Genomic DNA, 20,790 nt, shown 5'->3' with positions numbered 1-20,790 from the left:
AATTTTCCATTTTATTTTGTTAGATTTGTAGTGAAAATCATCTAACATTTTGAAAACAACCCTAACAGAAGAGAATTACCTGAAAGCTTTGTTTCACTTAGTTGACAATGAAGGAAAGGTTACAATTAATGAGCTCAGCAAATTTTTGAATGTAAAAATGCCGAGTGTCAATAATATGATGAAAAAATTTGCAGAGAAAAAGTGGGTCATCTATGAAACCTACAAACCGTTAATCGTTACCGAAAACGGAAGACGCGAAGCAGCTCTGGTAGTCCGAAAACACAGACTCACCGAAATGTTTCTGGTTAAAAAAATGAATTTTGGCTGGGAAAATGTTCATGAGATTGCAGAACAGCTTGAACATGTACATTCTCAAATCTTCTTTGATAAAATGGATGAAATTCTGGATTACCCTAAATTTGATCCCCATGGAGAGCCTATTCCTGACAAAGACGGAAATATTATTTCCCAGGATCTGCAGAAACTAAGCCACTGTGAACCTGGTGAAAATGTTACTTTTGCCTCGGTTACTTTATCTGACGACGCTTTTTTAACCTATCTCAACGATAGAAAGCTTCTCCTTAACACCAAAGTAAAAATCCTTAAAGTGGAAAGTTTCGATAAATCAATGACCATAGAAATTGATGGAAAGACGGAAATTTTAAGCAAAAAAGCGACTGAAAAAATATTGGTTAAGAAATAAAAAAAGATGTGGTTTCAACTGAATGAAGCCACATCTTTTATTTTAAAATTAATTGATATCAATCTGTTTTTCTTCTATTGCTCTAAGCTTCTTAGGTTTAATACTAAGCAGAAAGATCGTTGAGATAATAAATATACTTCCCACCCAATCAAACATAGAATAAGAAACATTAAGCCAAAGTACCGCTAAAATTGTCGCCGAGAGAGGTTCCATAGAAGCAAGGAGACTTGTTTTCTGCCCTCCTATAATCTGAACTGCAGATAAATAGAAATAAAAAGCGATCAATGTTCCAAATATTACAATAAATGCAGTATATCCGAATGTCTGCAGATCCCATGTCCCCTGAATATCCCAGGGCGCTTTAACAAAACTGAATACAATACCGGCACAAAGCATTCCCCAGCCGATAATCAGAGAAGATTTATATTTTAATAAAAGTTGTGCTGGCTGTAAGGTATAAACAGCTAGGGCAACAGCTGAAGCCAGGCCAAAGAACAAGGCTGTTCCGGATATTGAAAGACTGGATATATTTCCATGTGTGACCAGTAAAAAAGTTCCTAAAACCGCTAAAATTATTGCTATTATTTCCAACAAAATAGGAATCCTTCTATTTTTAAAAGCAAGATACAGTGCAATAATCACCGGTCCGGCATATTGAAGAACAGTAGCTGTAGCAGCATTGGAATACTTTATAGCTGCAAAGTAAGTATATTGAACAGCAAGCATTCCTGTTATACTGAAAATAATAAGCTGTACTGAATCTTTTTTATTTTTCCAGATTTCAAAAAGGTCTGTTTTATCACCCAATTTTGCATACAGCAAAAGGCAGATTCCTGAAATGAGCAGCCGTATGGTAATCATCCATTCTATATTAATTCCCCGCTGTTGAAACAGAAATTGTGCAAATGTTCCAGAAACACCCCAAAATAACGCTGCCAACACCGCCAAACAAAAACCCTTTAATACATTCATCGTTTTAAATACTATTTACAGTGCAAAATTGCATTAAAACACGTGTGTTTTTTCATGAAATTTGAGTTATAATTTGCAATTTTGTTTCATAAATCTTATTAATTTAAAAAAGATGAATGATCTGGACCACTTTGACCTGGCAATTCTTGAAATATTACAAAAGAATAATCTTACTCCCCAAAGAGATATTGGAGACCGTATAGGCCTTTCAGCAGCTGCGGTACAAAGACGAATCAAAAGAATGCGGGAAACCGGAATAATTAAAGCAGATATTTCCGTGATTGATACGGAAAAGTTAAAGCACTCTGTTACCCTTATTGTAGAAGTCTTCCTGGAAAGGGATAAAATAGATTTGATAGATCAGGCTCAAACACTGTTTACTTCAGCTCCTGAAGTCCAGCAGTGTTATTATGTTACCGGAGAATCAGATTTTGTACTGGTAATTATAGTTCCTTCTATGAAAGACTATGAGCAGCTCACACGGAGAATATTTTACAACAATGAGAATATCAAACACTTCAGAACATTAGTCTCAATGAACACAGTAAAGGCAGAGCTTGAAATCCCTATTAACACCTTTTTGTAGCTACAAAATACATTGTACTCTCCCTAAGCCAATTTTAACAAAAATCGTTAAAAAACGGTTAAACTCCCTTTTATAAAATACCTGAAAATTAATTTTTAATTAGGTTTGCAAAACATTCTACAGATTTTGTCTTTCTGACAAATACCAACATTTTAATTATTACCAAAAAAATTATGAAAAAAAGCATTCCGTTTTTTATTATTTCGATGTTATTAAGCCCATTTGCAAACGCTCAGGACACTAAGGTAAGAGATTTTGTAATTGAACCTCAGATTAAACCCAACTTTTATATATACAAAACTTTCGGAGTATTCGGAGGTAAAGAATATTCTACCAATGCAGTGTATCTGGTTACCAAAAAAGGCGTTGTCTTGTTTGATGTGCCATGGCAGAAAACCCAATATCAAAGCTTGCTGGACACTATTCAAAAACGCCATAATCTTCCTGTTATTGCGGTATTTGCCACCCATTCACATGAAGACAGAGCCGGAGATTTAAGCTTTTATAACAATAAAGGAATTAAAACTTATGCAACAGCAAAAACCAATGAACTATTGAAAAAAGACGGAAAAGCTACTTCTACAGAAATCATCAAAACAGGGAAACCTTACCGTATTGGCGGTGAAGAATTTGTGGTAGATTTTCTTGGTGAAGGTCATACAGCCGATAATGTAGTGGTATGGTTTCCAAAATATAAAATATTAGACGGAGGATGTCTTGTAAAAAGCAAAGCAGCAGTTGATCTTGGCTATACAGGAGAAGCTAATGTTGCACAATGGCCGCAAACCATGACAAAACTGAAAAACAAATATTCACAGGCAACTCTCGTAATTCCTGGTCACGACGAATGGAAAGGTGACGGACATGTAGAACATACCCTTGACCTTTTAGATAAAAACAAAAAGGCAGAGTAATAATTCATTTTACAACCAGTATATACCATAAAAAAATCCCGAATTTTCATTCGGGATTTATATTTTAATAATAGGTTGTATTAGTCTAATACACTCCAACCTCTCTTAGGATTCGTATTTGTAGAAACTTCCTGCTCATTAACGATGATGTTTTCTTTTCTCTGACCAATGTAATCAAGCTCGCTCAGTTTAGAGAAAATCGTTTCAAGGCTTCTCAACATCTGTTGAATATAAAGCAACGGCTCACCACAGTTATGATGATCGTAATTGGTCTCTGCTACAATAGAAAGCTGGTTCAGTAAAGTGTGAGGAGCAATCTCACTCCATTCCAAACTATAATTCAGCATTTCTTCCAATTCCGCAGGAACAAGAAGCTGGGTTGAATTATATAAATGAAGGGCCAATCTTGCAAAAGACTCAATCAAAAATACAGGCGGCTGCCATGGAGTAATATTTCTGAACTGGAAATACATATCTCCAAAGGTATTTACCATTGTACTGCACAGGAACTTAACGTTTTGTGCCAAAGCTGTATTTTGATTTTTATGAGAAGTCTTCTGAATAATTTTAAAAGCATACTGCTGAAGATTCCCGATAGACTTTGCATAGCTGCTGTAATACTCCACCAATGCCGGATGACTCTGTACAGAAGTACAAGGCGGGATAAAGTTGGAATCTACCTGAGCAATATTCCCTTTTAAATCTACTTTTCCAATGATAAGGTAATTACCTCCCGAGTAGCTGCTGTTCAAAGAAGTTACAGGAAGCAATTCAATATGATGATTCGGCTGTGCACTTGGATGGCGTGGCGGAATTTCTTCAGGGTCAATATCTCCAAAAGGAACTTTATCAAAAGGATTTACAGAGATTAAGATATAATATTCTCCGTCTGCCTGCTCTTCGTTCATGGATTTCGCCAGAGACTTTACGCTGATTCTTCTGTCTGTCAGCTCAATACGGTAACCTGCCATCGTAACAGCGCTGCAACGCTTGATAACAAGCTGTACATCATTGGTTGCTGTGTTGTGAACATCAAAAATGGTACGGTCTGTAAATTCGTTCGAAATAGGCAGAAGTCCGTAGTTATATGTAGTAATTCCAAGGGAATTGGAATCTCTGATGGTATCAATTAAGAAATTATCCTGATCATTAAGGTGCCTCTGGGAAACCTTCATCCCATCCACCCAGTTGATTGCAAAATGTTTAATAGGCTGTATCATGTTTAATACTTTTTAATTTTTTGTGATTATGATTTTCTTGCGACTCCCTCCTCTTCATGCTGAATAACTCTCTTACAAATCACCACTTCATTTTCAGAAATGCTGTTTGTTGTAATGTCGTGGTCGAAATCTATATATTTTCTGAAACTGAAAAACGATTTTTTAGTGTAAAAGATCCAGTAGTAAGGTTCATTTCCTTCGTCTGAAAGATGAATAATAGAACCAGGATTCTTATGGTTGTAATCATCTACCACTCTGTAAAACCAATCTCCGAAAGTAACTCCCGTTGGAAGGGTTTTCGCTTTGATTCTGAAACGGTTGGTATCTTCTAATTTTTTACTTAATTCAACATTCAATACCATTAATCTGTCAAAATCTGCTCCTTCGAAATCAGGCAGTTTCTGCTCCGGTGAATATCTCCATGTTTTATAAATATCAAAAGGAATCGTGATAAACTGGATATAACAGTAATAAAATACCATCGGAACCACAAAGATCAGCATACTTGTTGCCGCCATTACAGCATATCCTGTTCCTTTACTCATCCAGTTAAAGATCAGAGTAAAAAGATATCCTCCCAACGCGATACACGTCAATGAAAGTATAGACTCAAACAGAATACTCATTGCCAGAGATTCAATGTGTTTTTTGAAATATTTGTGCAATAAATTCACATGAATAATCCCAAAAATAAGGTAAACAACCTGTGCGATGAGATACCAGTACGGATTAAAGAGGTTTCCGGCAAATCCAAAAAATCCCGGAATGGCCAGGCATAAACTGCACAGAAGCACGTATATAATAATTACTTTAATTTTTATCGCAGGTTTATTTCTACGGATTATACCCAGTATAACCATCATAATAATTGCGATTAAAGGCATTAAGATATACCTTAAAAAAATACCTTTTACTGAAGAAATTTCCATTTGTTTCTTTTCGAATTTATACTTTGTTGGTAGTTGTAAATATAATAAAATAATTTAGAGGAATGTAGAGTATCCAAGGCGGCTGGCATTTCTTTCCTCGTCCTCCAGACTGAATGAATATTCCTCCTTTTCTGTCACAAAATTCTCTTCCACATCCACGGTTACCGGAAGAAAATAATCATACAGTGACTGCAGTACATTTCTGAAAGGACTTCCAGGGATATATTTTTTCATATCTCCATAAGGAATAGGGCCTATATTGATCACCCAGTTTCGCTGCCCGTCCATATGACGGCCACTTGGAATATACGTTACCCCTAATCTTGAATTTCCCAATAACATGGAATCATCATTTTTCTCAATCCCATCAATGATGTTAGGTGAAAAAGTAACGTTTACCGGTACCTGCAGAAAAGCGGTCATACATCTTTCAAACCATTTTTTATCACCTCTTATCTGGTGGAAAAACGGCAGAATATGCATAAAAATATAAGCACTCTGCTTATCCAGCATCTTTATCAGAGGCCAAAGCTCACTTACCGTCTCCAGTAAAGAATCCGTATTGCTTGTAATATCAAACTCAGATTCTTTAAGTAAAGCACTGATCTCCGTAAAAAAAACTTCCAACTCAAAAGGACGGAAAAATTTACGGGCGTCATCCTCTACCCTTTTCTGTTTCCGGATTTCCCTTACCACAGTATCTACATTCTTTCTGGAAGCTCCAAGAGACGGCGGATGGAATAAGCCTTCCGGAAGATAGTCATAAATACCCTCTCTATAGGTCTCTATAGTAAATACTTCTTCATCGAACCCTAAATAGCTGCTTGAAATACTCTTAATATCCTTCAGGTAAGCACGGTCATTCACACCAACACGCTCAATGAATATATTACTTACCGCACGGTGGTATTTCAATAGATTAACAGCCACAGATTCAGCCTTAAAGTCTGTCTGCAGCTTATTGTAATGCATATCTACAATATTAGTCTCATACATAGTGTTTCCTCTGATTATGACTTGTAAAGATAATATATCTCATAAGTTTGAAAAAATATTTTACTAATAATTTTATCCTAAAAATAACAATTTATTGACATTAAAAGGAATAATTTAAAGCAAATACCGTAAAAATACGGTAAATAGAAGGTTTATTTGTTTTTTATAATTTAAAATTAACTATTCAGAATCAATTGATTAAAGGTTTAAGATTGGGATTAAGTTTTTTATTTTAGTTCTTCCTTATATATAAAGATACTCTTCTTTATACACTCTCCTATTTATGCTGTCAGTTATTTCTCATCTTCATCTGACAAACTATAAGCTGCCAAACGTAATACAATTACATCTTTTATTTAGATTAAATTTTATTAACACCATCTTATGGAATAAATTCAGGATAAATGTATGCTCATTCCGAAAGCGGGCCGTATCTTTGCAGACTGAAAATTGTTATTTAAAATGAAAAGTATTTATTCTAAAATTCTGATTTTAGCATTCATGGCCTCTTCACTTTATTCTTATGCGTGGGGATTAACGGGACACAGGGTTATTGCAGACATTGCAGAAAACCATCTTTCCCGAAAGGCAAGAAGAGAAATTAAAAAGATGATGGGCAAAGAACGTCTTGCTTACTGGGCAAACTGGCCGGATTTCATTAAATCTGATACTACAGGTGCATGGAAGCAGGCTTCATCATGGCATTATGTAAACATTGATCCGATGACCGACTTTAAAGCTTTTGAACAAAACTTAAAAGCGCAGGCAGGACCAAGTCTTTACACTCAGGTAAATACCCTGTCTAGCCAGATCAAAGACAAAAACACTTCTGAAAAAGACAGAAAAATTGCTTTAATCTTCCTTATCCATATTATGGGAGATCTTTCACAGCCTCTTCACGTAGGAAGAGCGGAAGATTTGGGAGGAAACAAAATCAACGTTACTTATTTTGGTGAGAAAACCAATTTACACTCAGTTTGGGACGGAAAACTGGTAGATTCTCAAAAATACAGCTACACAGAATATTCTAAGCTTTTAGATATTAAATCTAAAGAAGAAGTAGCACAGATACAGTCCGGAACACTGGAAGACTGGTTGTACGATTCTCATAAAATTGCCAACAAGATCTATGCGCAAACTCCTATTGATTCAAAATTATCTTATGACTACCAGTATAAATTCAATGATACGTTGGAAAGACAGCTTCTATACGGAGGATTGAGACTGGCAAAAGTTTTAAACGAGCTTTTCTAAATACAGGTTTCGAGTTGTTGGTTTATTAATCAAAGGCAGCTTAAAATAGTATTTCCAAATATAAAAACGGGACTTCGGTTTCGTTTTTTTTTGTTTAAAATTTAGGGCTTAGGGAAATTAATAAGTTTCCAAATGAATTTCACTTCTTTTATTATGAATGTATATTTTAAATTTCAAGCAAAAAAACAAAAACAACTAACTTATTACCAATTAATTAAAACACTTTCACAAAGAAATTCATAAATTTTACTTCCTATATTATACAAAAAATACTCAATCTGGTGTAACCTTTTTACCTTTTCATACGTATATATTATAGTAACTCTTTTTTTGAGGATAAAATAAATGAGACAATTAAAAATCACTAAGCAGGTTACCAACAGGGAAACTGCTTCATTAGACAAGTATTTGCAGGAAATTGGTAAAGTGGAACTGATCACTGCGGACGAAGAAGTAGAATTGGCACAAAGAATACGTGCTGGCGACAGAGCCGCACTGGAGAAATTAATCAAAGCCAACCTTCGTTTCGTAGTTTCTGTATCTAAGCAATACCAAAATCAAGGTCTTTCTTTACCCGATTTGATCAATGAAGGTAACCTAGGATTGATGAAAGCGGCAAAAAGGTACGATGAAACTAGAGGTTTCAAATTTATCTCTTATGCAGTATGGTGGATCCGTCAATCAATTTTACAGGCATTGGCTGAGCAGTCAAGAATTGTAAGGCTTCCGTTGAACAAAATTGGTTCCATCAATAAAATTAATAAAGCATACGCTCACCTTGAACAAGAAAATGAAAGACCACCTTCTCCGGAAGAATTGGCTGAAGTTCTTGACATGAGCGAGGAAGATATCAAAGAATCTATGAAAAACTCCGGAAGACACCTGTCTATGGATGCACCTTTAGTAGAAGGTGAAGATTCTAATCTTTATGATGTATTGCGTTCAGGAGAATCTCCAAGTCCAGATAAAGATCTGATGCTTGAATCTCTACAAATCGAGATTGAAAGAGCATTGAATACTTTGACGCCGAGAGAGGCTGACTTGGTAAGATTATACTTCGGACTGAACGGAAAACACCCAATGACTTTAGAAGAAATTGGTGAGACTTTCGATCTTACAAGAGAGAGAGTTCGTCAGATCAAAGAAAAAGCAATTAAGAGACTAAAACACAATACCAGAAGCAAGATCCTAAAATCTTATCTAGGTAAATAATTTTTAGCGCAAAAAATTTTATAGGCGGAGTCTGGTTTCAGGCTCCGTTTTTTTATTTAGACTATAAAGCAGGACTGATTACATTCAGTCTGCACACTTCTGTAACATTTTTCTCAGTTTGTTCAACTAATTAAAATCATATCCTTTACTCATTTGCAATAAAATCTAAATGACTAATTTTAGTTGCTGGGATATGATGTTGATTATCCACCAAAATAAAACATACTATGAAAAAAATACTTTTCACCTCTCTCCTGGCTCTCTCTATACTTTCCTGCAGTGAAAATAAATCGCGGCAAGCTCCAGCTGTAGAAAATGCGGTTGACAATGCTGAATTTTCAGTTTCAAGTTCTATTAGGAAAAATACATATTCGCGTAATGGAAATCTTGTTCATGAAATCTATCAGGAGCTTATCAAAAATGATAAGATTTTACAGGATCTTGACAAAAAAATAGAAGCTATTGATCAGGAAGCTGAAGCTGCAATAACTGAATATGATGATGTTATTCGCAAATCAGAAACATACTACAATGATGCGACTGCATTATCGAACTCTGTCACTGATTCTATTACAAAAAAACAGATTAAAGCAGAAATCAAAACCAGTTCAGATCAATACAATATAAAAACTCGGGCCATCAGAGATCTTATTACAAAAATAAGAGCAAATCGGGTAACCCTTCATGATCAATATATTGTATTCAAGATCAGAAAAACGCTTCCTGAAATTGAAAAGTACCAGAATGCACATCCTCTGAAAACAGACAGTCTCACTCAATTCATTAATAAGCAAAACAAACTGCTGGAAGAGTTGAAAAAATTAAAATAAATACCACTACACCTCATGAAATATACTACAAAATGGCTCACTGATAAAGCCCGCGTTAAAGAACTGGTAGACTTTTTTATTACCCATAAAACAGACTCTTATATTTCCCATGGCGAGATGATGTCCGGCAGAGCCATCGATTCTCATCACTGGAATCCGGATCTTGAACTGATCCTTACCGAACAGCTTATTTCTGATTTTAATTCTGATGGCAGTTCCAAGCTGAATATTCTGATCGCAGAAAATGAAAACGCAGAAATTGTCGGAATGATGGTTTTCAATGTGATCAACAGCCCTTTTAAAAAGTATGCAATCTTAGAAGATATGCTTCTGGATCAGTCTGTAAGAGGCCAGTCACTTGGAAGTACACTTTTAGAGAAAGCCATTCATGAATCTAAAAACTGGAATATCAGTTTTATATTGTTAGAAAGCGGAGTTAACAACCATGGTGCGCACAACTTTTTTAGTAAATATGGTTTTAAAAAGGTATCGGAAAGCTATATTTTAACAATATAAATTAAATGATGTCTTATGAACACCATCTCAATCATCGGAGCCGGAATCGGAGGATTGACCCTCGGAAATATACTGAAACAGCATCAGTATGATTTCACGATCTATGAATCCGCTCCCGAAATAAAACCTGTAGGAGCAGGAATTATGATGGCAGTGAATGCGATGCAGGTTTTTGATCAACTGGGATTAAAAGAAAAAATTGAAAAAGCCGGTAATAAAATTCACAGAATTGTTATTGCTAATGAATCTTTACAGACCATCTCCAAGACAGAAATTCTGGAACTTGAAGCGCAATATAATTCATGTAATGTTGCGATCCACCGTGCTGAACTCCAAAAAATTTTAGCTGAAAACCTTTCTCCCGATTCCATTAAGCTGAATCATTCTTTACAGAAAATTGAGAAGAGAGAAAACTATATTTTAGATTTTGAAAACGGAAATCAAATTGAGAGCCAAATCGTTTTTGGGGCTGATGGTATAAAATCTCCTATTAGAAACCAGATTTTAAAAACAGGAACCATCCGAAATTCAGGGCAGAAATGCTGGCGTGGTCTGCTGGACTTTGATCTCCCCGAAAAACATCATCAGGAAGCTTTTGAAATGTGGGGAAAAGGAAAGCGTTTTGGATTTGTAAAAATTTCTGATAAGAAAGTATACTGGTATGCCTGTATCAATGAAAAAAGTTTCGGGAGATATCTTGAAATTGCAGAGATTTTTAATGATTTTGATCCTTTGGTCCTACAACTGATTGAAGCTACACCAAACGACAATATTATTTGTAATACGATTTCCGACCTCGCTCCTATTCCCAAATGGTATTCTGAAAATCTATGTCTGATTGGAGATGCTGCCCACGCCACAACTCCCAATATGGGACAAGGTGCCTGTCAGGCCATTGAAGATGCTTATATCATCGGAAAACTGCTGGAGAAACATCAGGATTTCAATGCGGTTTTTGAAGCGTTTCAAGGCATCAGAAGAAAAAAAGTAGATTATATCGTCAACACAAGCCGGACTATCGGAAAGGTTTCTCAATGGGAAAGAGGAAATTCAATACGTAATTTTCTCATGAGCATGATTCCGGAAAGTATGAATCAGAAAATGGCTAAAAAGATTATAGAACTGGAAATGTAAAGATCCGGATTAAGAAAAGATAAAATTTATATTCGATTCATTAATAACAACTAAAATTAAAAACATGAAAAAAATCTTTTACGTATTGCTCTTATTCATAGGAGTACATACAGCACGAGCACAGGAGGTCCCGGTACTGGACAGAGGTTTATTTTTTGGAAACCCGGAAATTTCCGGAGGACAGTTGAGCCCTGATGGAAAATGGATTTCCTTTACCAAAGAGTATGGAGGCATTATGAATATATGGGTGAAAAAAATTGATGAACCATTTGAAAAAGCCCGTCCATTAACGGACAGCAAGCGCCCGATGAACGGATATTTCTGGTCGGAAGACGGAAAATATATTCTGTATGTAAAAGATGGAAATGGTGATGAGAACATGAATATTTTCGCTGTAGATCCTATGGCAAAAGTAACCACTGGAGTTCCGGAATCCAGAAATATAACACCGCTTAAGGATGTGACGGCTCAGATTTATATGGTGAGCAGAAAAGATCCTGATCTATTGATGATTGGATTGAACAACCGTGATAAAGCATGGCATGATTTATATTCATTGAAAATTTCTACAGGCGAACTGAAAAAGATGTATGAAAATACTGACCGTATCACAAGTTATGAATTTGATTGGGATGAAAAATTAAGAGTCCTGTCCAAAACGGATGATAAAGGAACTACACAGTTTTTTTATAAAGAAGGAGATAAACTCACTCCTATTTATGAGACTTTAGTAACGGAAAGCGCTTATATCTCCAACTGGAATGAAGATAATTCTAAATTCTATCTGGTAACCAATAAAGGAAACCTTGATAAATCAACCTTATTCCTGATGGATCCGAAAACCAAACAGATTACAAAAATAGAAAGTGATCCTAAAGATAAAGTGGATTTTGGAGGATTGTTCCTGGACAGAAATACAAGGAAGATGATCTACACTTCTTACACAGGAGATAAAACAGAGTACTACTGGAAAGACAAAACCTGGGAAGACAACTATAAATTTCTGCAAAGTAAATTTCCTGGAAGAGAAGTTAATTTTTCAAGCTCTACGAATGATTATTCTAAATTCTTAGTTGCTGTTGGAGGTGATAAATATGCTTCTGAAGCATACTTCTTTGATTCAAAAACAAAACAGCTGATTTTCCAGTATACACCAAGAACGGAATTGAAAAAAGTTGAAAAGTATCTGGCTGCAATGACTCCTATTTCTTATAAAAGCAGTGACGGACTTGAAATTCCGGCTTATCTGACTTTACCAGTAGGATCAAGCGGAAAAAATGTACCTGTAGTTGTTCTAGTTCACGGAGGCCCGAAAGGTCCAAGAGATTATTGGGGATACAACTCAACCGTACAATTTTTAGCCAACAGAGGATATGCGGTATTACAGCCTAACTTCAGAGCGAGTGGCGGATATGGTAAAAAATTCCAGAATGGCGGAGATCTTCAGTGGGGAAAACTGATGCAGGACGATATCACATGGGGCGTAAAATACCTGATCGATAAAGGAATTGCAGACAAAAATAAAGTAGTAATCATTGGAGGAAGCTACGGTGGATATGCAACGCTGGCAGGGTTAGCATTCACTCCAGATGTATATGCTGCCGGAGTAGATATTGTGGGGCCAAGCAACCTCTTTACCCTATTGGATTCTGTACCTGCTTACTGGGAAGCTGCCCGTGCTTTCCTTTACGGAATGGTAGGTGATCCTAAAACAGAAGAAGGTAAAAAACGTATGCATGATGCCAGCCCGTTATTCAGTGTGGATAAGATCAATAAACCGTTACTGATTGTGCAGGGAGCGAATGATCCAAGAGTAAAGCAGGCTGAAGCGGATCAGATTGTCATTGCACTGCGCGATAAAGGTAAAAAGGTAAATTACATCCTTGCTGATGATGAAGGCCACGGATTCCGTAAGCCGGTTAATAGCATGGCTATGTATGCTGAAACCGAGAAATTCCTTGCTGAAGTCATTGGTGGAAGATACCAGAAAGAAATGCCTGACAATGTGGCAAAACGCCTGAAGGAAATGACGGTTGATATTTCAAAAGTGACTTATACACCAAAAAACGAAAAAACCGCGGGAGCTTCTAAATAAAGTTTCTGTATTAATTAAATAAAGCCATCTCATTTTCACGAGATGGCTTTTATTTTTAAGTTCTTATTTTTTATTTTCAGTCTGCATCAGCTCTATCCAGTGAACTATTTCTTCTATCTGTTTTTCGGAAAGTTTAGCTTCCGGATGAAGATAAATATAAGAGGTTAGCGGCATTTTTTTCTGCTGTATTTGATTCGCAATAGATTCTAATTTATTGGTCTGTTTACGACGGCTGTAACTACCCCATTCATTAAAATTCAATTCTTCTTTTCCTTTTTTAATATGCTTTTCAAGATAATAACTTAAAGGCTGTATATAAGAATAAAATGGATAATGAGTAGAATTGCTGTGGCAGTCATAGCAGGAATTTGTAAGAACAGACTGCACATTCTCAGGAAGTTTGTAAACCTTTGAAATATCTGTAGAAGGAACCTGCCCATAATCAATATTACGGGCAGGCTGAATTATCTGAATAAGTAAAAAAATTAGAACAAACCCTAACAATATGTTTTTCATGTGTCGGTTCATCTCTTTTTACAATTTTAAAATACTTTTTTTACAGATCCACAGTTAATCATTTTCTGTCCTTCATATGGATTGATAATCTCTTCCGATTCACTGATCCAGGTTCCGCCTTTTCCATTATTATACATTGGACAGAAGTCCTGGTATAATTTCAATCCGTCAGTTCCTTTTTCTTTTATTAAATCAGTAATATCATTACTCAAGGATAGCAGATGTTCCCTCTGATGAGCTATATCATCAGATTTTTCACCGATATGTTCCGCGTTTTCTGCTGCACTTTCTACAATATCCTTTATTTCAGAGCTTAGCTTACTCACATCCTGTTTTTTTAAGACAGAATATAGCTTTTTAGCTTCTAATGAGGCTGTTTTAGAATCATCCTTCGTTAAAGCATTTTTTAAAGGAAGATAACCTTCAACAATTTGCTTTACTGAAAATACTGAAGAAACTGTTGATTCCTTTTTATCTTTCTCAGAATCATTCTCTGATTTTATCGGTGCAGCCGCTACGGATGGCTCTTCCTGAGTTTTAAGATCAGTTTCTGTTACCTTTTTTGAAGAACTGTTTTTATTACAAGAGTATAAAAGAGTTCCTACTAAAAGAACGGTTAATATGTTTTTCATTGTTTTGCTAATTAATTTTATAAAGATTCTACTGCTTATTAGTATGTTAAAGTAACACCTGCACCCCAGCCCATTTCATTATCATAGTTTCCGGAAACGGATAACCATTTTTGAAGAATATACCTCATTCCTGTTGAGAATTCACCGTCTGAATTGACACTGAAGTTACCTCTCAATCTTCTGGAAAGCGGAATATCCTCACGGCTCAGTTCTAATAATACTTTTCCGTTTTGATCTACACTTGCATCAGCTGTAATCAACATGGGAAGCACATACTGCATACCCACCATGAATGCAAATTTGTTTTTTGAAGCTTTCTGCTGCCCAAACCATGTTTTTTTACCATGAAAATCCGTCCCCATTTCTTCTGCCATCTGCCTTTCCATGATCTCATGATTTTTTTGAACTCTTACTCCTGCATAGGGAAGCGCCCACTGGAATTTCCCTAAAAATCGTCCTACTTTTGCACTTCCTTCAAAATGGTCAAAATTCCAGTTAGAATGAAACTCATTAAGGTTAGCCCATCTCGGTCCGAACATCGTCATCGTTTCTGCATGAATCTTATTACTTGCCACATCCAGCATCGCCATAGAACTGGTCATTTTATTATCCTGTATAAAATTTTTCCAGGCGAGTTTTCTGTTTGGAAGCTGTGGATTGGGTTTAGAATTTTCATAGCTGAAGACTCTTCCCATCCCTGCCATCATATGGTATAAGATATGGCAGTGGAAAAACCAGTCGCCATCCTGATTCGCTGCAAATTCTATCGTTACAGTTTCCATTGGCATGATATCTACCACGTTTTTCAATGGAGAATATTCTCCTTTTGAATTGATTAATCTGAAATCATGACCGTGAAGGTGCATCGGGTGGCGCATCATAGAATTATTATACATTTTAATTCTAAGAATTTCTCCCTTTTTAATCAGAATCTTATCTGTTTCCGTTACGGTTTTATTATCCAGCGTCCACAGATAGTGGTTCATATTTCCTTCCAGTGTAAACTTCATTTCACGAATGCTGTCTGTAGGAAGAATGGTTTTTTCAGGAGATTTTAAAATATTGTAAGACAATCTTTTAATGGTTTTTTCTTCTCCCATATCCATTCCTGAGTGTTGAGAATGATCTTCTTTCTTATCTTCTTTCGTCTTCACTCCCATCATCTCATTGATATGTTTCGCTGTCGTTTTTCTTTGATTTTCAGATAATTCCGGATACATTACTTCGTTCATGTCCATCATCTGATTTCCCATCGTCATTGTCATGGGCTTCATATTTCCGCTCATTTCCATCATGCCGTTCATCATTTTCATACCTTCAAAAAGCATCAGCCTTGGAAGATTGGGTGCTTCTACCTTTTCACCTGAACCCAGCCAAAGGGAAGCATGCCCTATTCTGTCTTCTGAAGTCGCTCTGAATTCAAAGCTTTTATTCTCAGGAATCGTGACTTCAATATCATAAGTTTCGGAAACTCCGACAATCAAACGGTCAACTTCTATCGGAACTACATCATTACCATCATTTCCGACTACTTTTATCTTTCCACCTCCGTAATTCAGCCAGAAATAAGTAGATGAGCCTCCATTGGCCACTCTTAATCTTACTTTATCTCCTGGTTTTACATTAGAATAATCTGAACTTGGAGCCCCGTTGATCAGGAATTTATCATAATAGACATCACTTACATCCATCGCTTCCATTCTTTTCCATTCATTCAGCGCTTTTGTCCCAAAGTTTCCTGACTTGATAGCTTCCCAATAACTCTGTACAGCATTTTTCTTTACAGCATACCAGTCTGTATTGGCCATATGAAGCCTTCTTGCAATCTGCATAGGGTCATCATCACTCCAATCTCCCAGCAATACCGGAATCTCAGCATTGTATTCGGTTTTTGGCTCACCTTCTCTTTTCTTGAAAACCAGAATTCCATTCATTCCTATCTGCTCCTGAAGGGCTTCGTGAGAATGATACCAATATGTTCCGTTTTGAGAAACTCTGAATTTGTATAAGTGGGTTTCTCCTGGCAATACCGGTTTTGTGGTAAGGAATGGAACTCCATCCTGCTCATTCGGAAGAATTACTCCATGCCAGTGCAATCCTGTTTTTTCCTTAAGCATATTGTGCAGGTAAATTTCGGCGGTATCTCCTTCGGTAAAATATAAAGTTGGAGCCTGAAGTTTCCCGTTGATCGCAATTGCTCTCCTGTTTTTTCCGGTGAAATTGACAATGGTATCTTTTACATACAGATCATAGCGAACTCTTTTTCCACCGAAAGTAATTCTTCCGTTTTCGGAATTACGTTTTAAAATAGATTTTTCCTCTTTTGAATTTTCAGCCTGAGTATGGGAATGATCTTCTTTTTCTACCAGATCCATCCCGCATTTAGGACATTTTCCCGGCTTATCCGAAACTACTTCAGGATGCATCGGGCATGTGTAAGCAGCTTTATTTTGAGATAAGACCGAAGTTTTAGCTGGTGATGCAGCTTTTTTCTCTGGTTGAACAGAAGGCTTTATTACTTTTGCTTTATTTGCCTTATTTATTTGTGTTTCTGCAGGTTTTGCTTTTGTTTCTGTTTTAGCTACAGGTTTCGCTTCCGGTTTTACAACGACAGTTTTTTTAACCAGAGTCATTCCACATTTTGGGCAGTCTCCAGGTTTTGAGGACACCACTTCAGCGTGCATAGGACAGGTATAATACGTTTTTGTAGTTTGTGCGAAAGTAAAAACAGAAAATAAAAGCACCAGAAACATTATCAGTTTTTTCATAATATTTCAAAGTTTTTAGAAGTTGCACAACTTAAAGTCAATTATAACTTAAGCTATACAACTTATTATTTTTAAGAATAATAGACTAATTATTTAATCTCTGACTTTACGCTTCCACATGAAAGCATAGACTTCCCGTAGTATGGGTTGGCAATCTGTTTTTCATTACTCAGCCAGCTCCCATCTGCCATTGGGCAATATTGAACGTAGACTGGTTTATCAGAAAGTTTGAACTGTTTGGTCAAAGCAATCATATTATCAGAAAGATTGAGAAAAGTTTCTCTTTGTGCAGCAACATTTCGCGCTTCGGAAATGACAGAAGCATCTTTTCTAAGAACATTAAGATTACCTTCTGAAACCATTTTATAATCAATGGTTGAAGCTGTTTTAATAAATTCCGTTGCGGCTTTTGAAGTTTTGTCAGCATCATCTGAAGCTAACGCTGATTTGATTGCGATGTAGTTCTGATACAGTTTAGAAACCTGGGCATCCTTTTTAGACTGTGCTGATAGTGAGATAATTGAGAATAAAGAAAAGGCTGCTGTGATGATATATTTTTTCATTGTTTTAAATTTTAGAATTAATTTTTAATAAAGAATAATGGGTAACGCATCAGGAAAATGCGTCAGGACATGTCGTCCGTAACCGTATCCAAGATGATACAGAAAACGACAGACGAATTCTAAATTCTAAAATTACAATGATTGACGTAGATAGGTACCGGCCGGAATTCAGGCGGTGCATTGATCTGGATTTGAGTATACTTGCTTACTGAAAAAGACTTATCAATAACAGCAAACTGATGTTTCACAGGAATTTCTGAAATCTGGTCTAAAAAATCAATTTTAAGCAAATCTGATTTCTGAGAATCATCTACTTTTACTACTTTGATCTCTGTTTTGCAGCATCCTTTTTTGTCCTTAACGCCGCATTTAGCACAGATATCATCTGTTTTCTGGCTTACAGAAACAAATTCTTTCATACAATAATGAATGCTAAAAGCTGCTCCAGAAGAAAACCCGAAGTAGAAAATAGAAAACAATATGGCAAGAATCTTTTTCATTGACAAGACAAAATTAAAAATATCTATGACATCATTGTTATAAAATTAGGTAATATTGTTATAAAATTCGGGAAATGAAAAAAGCTTCCGACACAATCGAAAGCTTTTTATATTTTAATTCATCTCCACGAATCTTGCGGATTGAACAATTTTATCGTTGGAAGGTTAAAAATTAACCTCATCCTTTTATTTTTACAGTCTGAATTCTAATTTCACATTAAAGAAACGTCCTGTAAGACGTACCGGAACCGGATACATATTATTGGTATTATAATCTGTAATCCATTGGTTTGCAATCGTATTATTGATATTAAATGCATTGAAAACCTGAACGCCTAACGTCAGCTCTTCAAAATTACCCCAGAAACCGGATCTCTTATTTTTCTCTTTCGGATCTATGAATACTTTTGTCAATCCTAAATCTACTCTCTTATAAGAAGGAAGAGTCTTCTGATAGTTGTAGGCTGCTGTAAAGTCCGGCTGGCCGTTACTATCAAACAACACTGGAGCTCCTGTTGGTAATCCCATGGCATACACCAAAGTAAGATTTACACGCATAGATGGGAAGCTTGGCATATAATCCTGATAAAACATAGCAAATCTTAATCTCTGATCTGTAGGTCTTGGAATATCTCCTCTTCCGTCAATATTTTCGTACACCCTTGCATAACTTGCAGATAACCATGAATCTACACCGGGAACGAATTCACCGAATAATCTTGTATCAATACCATAAGCATATCCTTTAGAATTATTCTGTCCGGAATAACGGATCCTTACATTATCCATATAATACGGAATCAGGTTATCCATTTTTTTATAGTAAAGTTCTGTAGTAAGCTTAAATGGTCTGTCATACATTTCGAACTCGTAATCATTGGCAAGAATCAACTGTATAGAGCGCTGTGACTTAATATTTGAGTTGAAATTACCATCCAGATCTTTAATCTCTTTATAGAAAGGAGCCTGATAATAGATTCCTCCTGATAACTTAAACAACATATCGTTGTCCCAATCCGGCTTTATAGCAAACTGGACTCTTGGCGAAAAGATAGTTTCTTTATTGAAGCTCCAGTTGGCAACACGTACTCCGGCATTCACAAATACTTTGCTGGCTCCCCAGTAGAATTTCTGCGAATACTGTGCATAAGCTGAAAGTCTTGTAGGCTCAATATTATTTTGTCCTGCAATATAGTAAGCAAGTTTAAGATCTCCGGTAGTTCCTGTTCTCGGATCAATCACTTCCGGTCTTGGAATGCTGTATCCTGCGGAATCTACCAATTTCCATTCGTTGGTAAAATCCTTCAGATTTTCTTTCTCATATTTGAATCCAACTTCAAAGTCGGTATTGACATTAGGAGAAAATTTGGCTCTGAACTGTGTTCCGTATGTTCTTACAAATAAGTCGTTTCTTGCATGCTCTATCTGTCCACCAAGGTCGAAAGAAGCCACCGGCTCCTGTGTTTTGGGATCAAATGTCTGCAGTTCATATGCCGACTGTATGGTGTAATATTCTTTTTCCCTGTTCTGATAAGCAAAGGCATCCAAGGTAAGCTTCCATTTGTCTGTTGGCTTATAGTTCATGGAGAATGTACCCATCATATTTTTATACTGGTCATTTTCTTTACCTCCATACCCTATATTTACTGTAATAGGCTGCTGAAGGCTTCCGAAAGTAACACTCTTCTGCTTAGGAATCATCTCATAATCATTCTTGGAATAATATCCAATGAATGATAAAGTTAATTTATCATTAACATGATAGTTCAGATAAGACTGAAAATCCCAATAGGTCGGGTTAAAGTCTGTATCTTCCTTTAATGTATTAAGAACAAGGTTAGTATTTCTATATCTACCGGAAAATAAGGCTGTGAATTTTTTATTTTTTGAAGCCAGACCTGTTGTCAGTCTGCCTCCAATTAAACTAGCCTCTCCTGAAACTTCAAATTTTTCAGGTTCACGGTAATAGATATTTAAAGCTGAAGACATTTTATCTCCATATTTGGCTTCAAATCCTCCTGCAGAAAAATTGACTGCAGAAACCATATCCGGATTGATGATACTCATCCCTTCCTGCTGTGAGTTTCTGATCAGGAAAGGTCTGTAGATCTCAATATCATTGATGTAGATAAGGTTTTCATCATAGTTTCCACCACGAACCATATATTGGGAAGACAGCTCGGTATTGGAGTTTACGGAAGGAAGTGTTTTAAGCAATCCTTCAATTCCACCGTTGATAGAAGCTACAGCTTTCGCTTCTTTTGCTGAAATTCTCACATTGGTAAGGTCGTTTGTTCTTCCTGTTGCTTTTTTCTGGAAGATAACTTCCTCTATATCGGTCACTCTAGTGGTCGCTGTATCTTTTTTCCTTTGTTGGGAGAAAATCAGAAACGGGACCATAAGGCTTAGCGGTAAAACTAGTTTTTTCAAAAGAAATGTTTTAGAATTTC

The 20,790-nt window shown here is 36.2% G+C and carries 19 protein-coding genes; 9 read left to right on the top strand and 10 right to left on the bottom strand.

Translation table 11 applies throughout. The features are described 5' to 3' along the window. Positions 1-49 precede the first annotated feature (49 nt). The gene (locus tag GFU89_RS02680) at positions 50-703 is read left to right on the top strand and encodes a metal-dependent transcriptional regulator (protein ID WP_318845664.1); all 654 of its coding nucleotides are present in this window, start codon (positions 50-52) and stop codon (positions 701-703) included. A gap of 48 nt (positions 704-751) precedes the next feature. Here the strand turns inward: GFU89_RS02680 and GFU89_RS02675 are convergent, their stop codons facing one another. After that, positions 752-1,675, bottom strand: coding sequence for a DMT family transporter (locus GFU89_RS02675; protein ID WP_318845663.1), 924 nt, complete (start codon positions 1,673-1,675; stop codon positions 752-754). Positions 1,676-1,787: 112 nt separating this feature from the next. Here GFU89_RS02675 and GFU89_RS02670 point away from each other — a divergent pair, with 112 nt between their 5' ends. Continuing rightward, positions 1,788-2,261, top strand: a complete 474-nt coding sequence (locus GFU89_RS02670) for an Lrp/AsnC family transcriptional regulator (protein WP_318845662.1) — start codon at positions 1,788-1,790, stop codon at positions 2,259-2,261. Between the two features lie 173 nt (positions 2,262-2,434). Then, entirely contained in the window at positions 2,435-3,175 is a 741-nt protein-coding gene (blaIND, locus tag GFU89_RS02665) for an IND family subclass B1 metallo-beta-lactamase (RefSeq protein WP_318845661.1), read from the top strand. Between the two features lie 80 nt (positions 3,176-3,255). Here the strand turns inward: blaIND and GFU89_RS02660 are convergent, their stop codons facing one another. The 3 genes from GFU89_RS02660 to GFU89_RS02650 are packed head-to-tail and all read right to left on the bottom strand — an operon-like array spanning position 3,256 to position 6,320. Beyond that, positions 3,256-4,395, bottom strand: coding sequence for a hypothetical protein (locus tag GFU89_RS02660; protein ID WP_047374599.1), 1,140 nt, complete (start codon positions 4,393-4,395; stop codon positions 3,256-3,258). A 26-nt stretch (positions 4,396-4,421) separates the two neighbouring features. Continuing rightward, positions 4,422-5,324, bottom strand: coding sequence for a TssN family type VI secretion system protein (locus GFU89_RS02655; RefSeq protein ID WP_318845660.1), 903 nt, complete (start codon positions 5,322-5,324; stop codon positions 4,422-4,424). A gap of 54 nt (positions 5,325-5,378) precedes the next feature. Next, positions 5,379-6,320 (bottom strand): type VI secretion system baseplate subunit TssG, encoded by a 942-nt coding sequence (locus tag GFU89_RS02650; RefSeq protein WP_318845659.1) that lies wholly within the window; start codon positions 6,318-6,320, stop codon positions 5,379-5,381. A 462-nt stretch (positions 6,321-6,782) separates the two neighbouring features. Between GFU89_RS02650 and GFU89_RS02645 the strand changes: the two genes are divergently transcribed. The 6 genes from GFU89_RS02645 (at position 6,783) to GFU89_RS02620 (ending at position 13,361) form a co-directional block, all read left to right on the top strand. Beyond that, on the top strand, positions 6,783-7,574 hold the full coding sequence (locus GFU89_RS02645; RefSeq protein WP_318845658.1) for a S1/P1 nuclease: 792 nt from the start codon (positions 6,783-6,785) through the stop codon (positions 7,572-7,574). Between the two features lie 345 nt (positions 7,575-7,919). Continuing rightward, entirely contained in the window at positions 7,920-8,786 is an 867-nt protein-coding gene (locus GFU89_RS02640; RefSeq protein WP_002979276.1) for an RNA polymerase sigma factor RpoD/SigA, read from the top strand. 227 nt (positions 8,787-9,013) lie between these two features. Next, on the top strand, positions 9,014-9,616 hold the full coding sequence (locus GFU89_RS02635) for a hypothetical protein (RefSeq protein WP_318845657.1): 603 nt from the start codon (positions 9,014-9,016) through the stop codon (positions 9,614-9,616). 15 nt (positions 9,617-9,631) lie between these two features. After that, positions 9,632-10,132: a GNAT family N-acetyltransferase gene (locus GFU89_RS02630; protein WP_318845656.1), complete on the top strand. Its 501-nt coding sequence runs from the start codon at positions 9,632-9,634 to the stop codon at positions 10,130-10,132. 15 nt (positions 10,133-10,147) lie between these two features. After that, complete coding sequence (locus tag GFU89_RS02625; RefSeq protein ID WP_318845655.1) at positions 10,148-11,266, top strand: FAD-dependent monooxygenase; 1,119 nt, start codon at positions 10,148-10,150, stop codon at positions 11,264-11,266. A gap of 64 nt (positions 11,267-11,330) precedes the next feature. Then, positions 11,331-13,361 (top strand): alpha/beta fold hydrolase, encoded by a 2,031-nt coding sequence (locus tag GFU89_RS02620; RefSeq protein WP_318845654.1) that lies wholly within the window; start codon positions 11,331-11,333, stop codon positions 13,359-13,361. A 63-nt stretch (positions 13,362-13,424) separates the two neighbouring features. On the opposite strand, the gene GFU89_RS02615 is transcribed toward GFU89_RS02620, so the two are convergent. From GFU89_RS02615 to GFU89_RS02590, 6 genes are all read right to left on the bottom strand, one after another. Beyond that, a complete protein-coding gene (locus GFU89_RS02615) occupies positions 13,425-13,877 on the bottom strand; it encodes a heme-binding domain-containing protein (protein ID WP_318845653.1) in 453 nt (150 codons plus the stop codon). Positions 13,878-13,903: 26 nt separating this feature from the next. Continuing rightward, complete coding sequence (locus GFU89_RS02610) at positions 13,904-14,509, bottom strand: DUF3347 domain-containing protein (protein WP_318845652.1); 606 nt, start codon at positions 14,507-14,509, stop codon at positions 13,904-13,906. A 38-nt stretch (positions 14,510-14,547) separates the two neighbouring features. Further along, positions 14,548-17,277, bottom strand: coding sequence for a multicopper oxidase domain-containing protein (locus GFU89_RS02605; protein WP_318845651.1), 2,730 nt, complete (start codon positions 17,275-17,277; stop codon positions 14,548-14,550). An 89-nt stretch (positions 17,278-17,366) separates the two neighbouring features. Then, positions 17,367-17,840: a DUF3347 domain-containing protein gene (locus tag GFU89_RS02600; RefSeq protein ID WP_318845650.1), complete on the bottom strand. Its 474-nt coding sequence runs from the start codon at positions 17,838-17,840 to the stop codon at positions 17,367-17,369. Between the two features lie 119 nt (positions 17,841-17,959). Continuing rightward, positions 17,960-18,340, bottom strand: coding sequence for an HYC_CC_PP family protein (locus GFU89_RS02595; protein WP_318845649.1), 381 nt, complete (start codon positions 18,338-18,340; stop codon positions 17,960-17,962). 192 nt (positions 18,341-18,532) lie between these two features. Then, positions 18,533-20,770: a TonB-dependent receptor plug domain-containing protein gene (locus tag GFU89_RS02590; RefSeq protein ID WP_318845648.1), complete on the bottom strand. Its 2,238-nt coding sequence runs from the start codon at positions 20,768-20,770 to the stop codon at positions 18,533-18,535. Positions 20,771-20,790: the final 20 nt, after the last annotated feature.

The organism is Chryseobacterium sp. JV558 (genome assembly GCF_033712365.1).
GTDB lineage: Bacteria > Bacteroidota > Bacteroidia > Flavobacteriales > Weeksellaceae > Chryseobacterium.
This window is presented reverse-complemented; position numbering and strand designations above follow the sequence as displayed.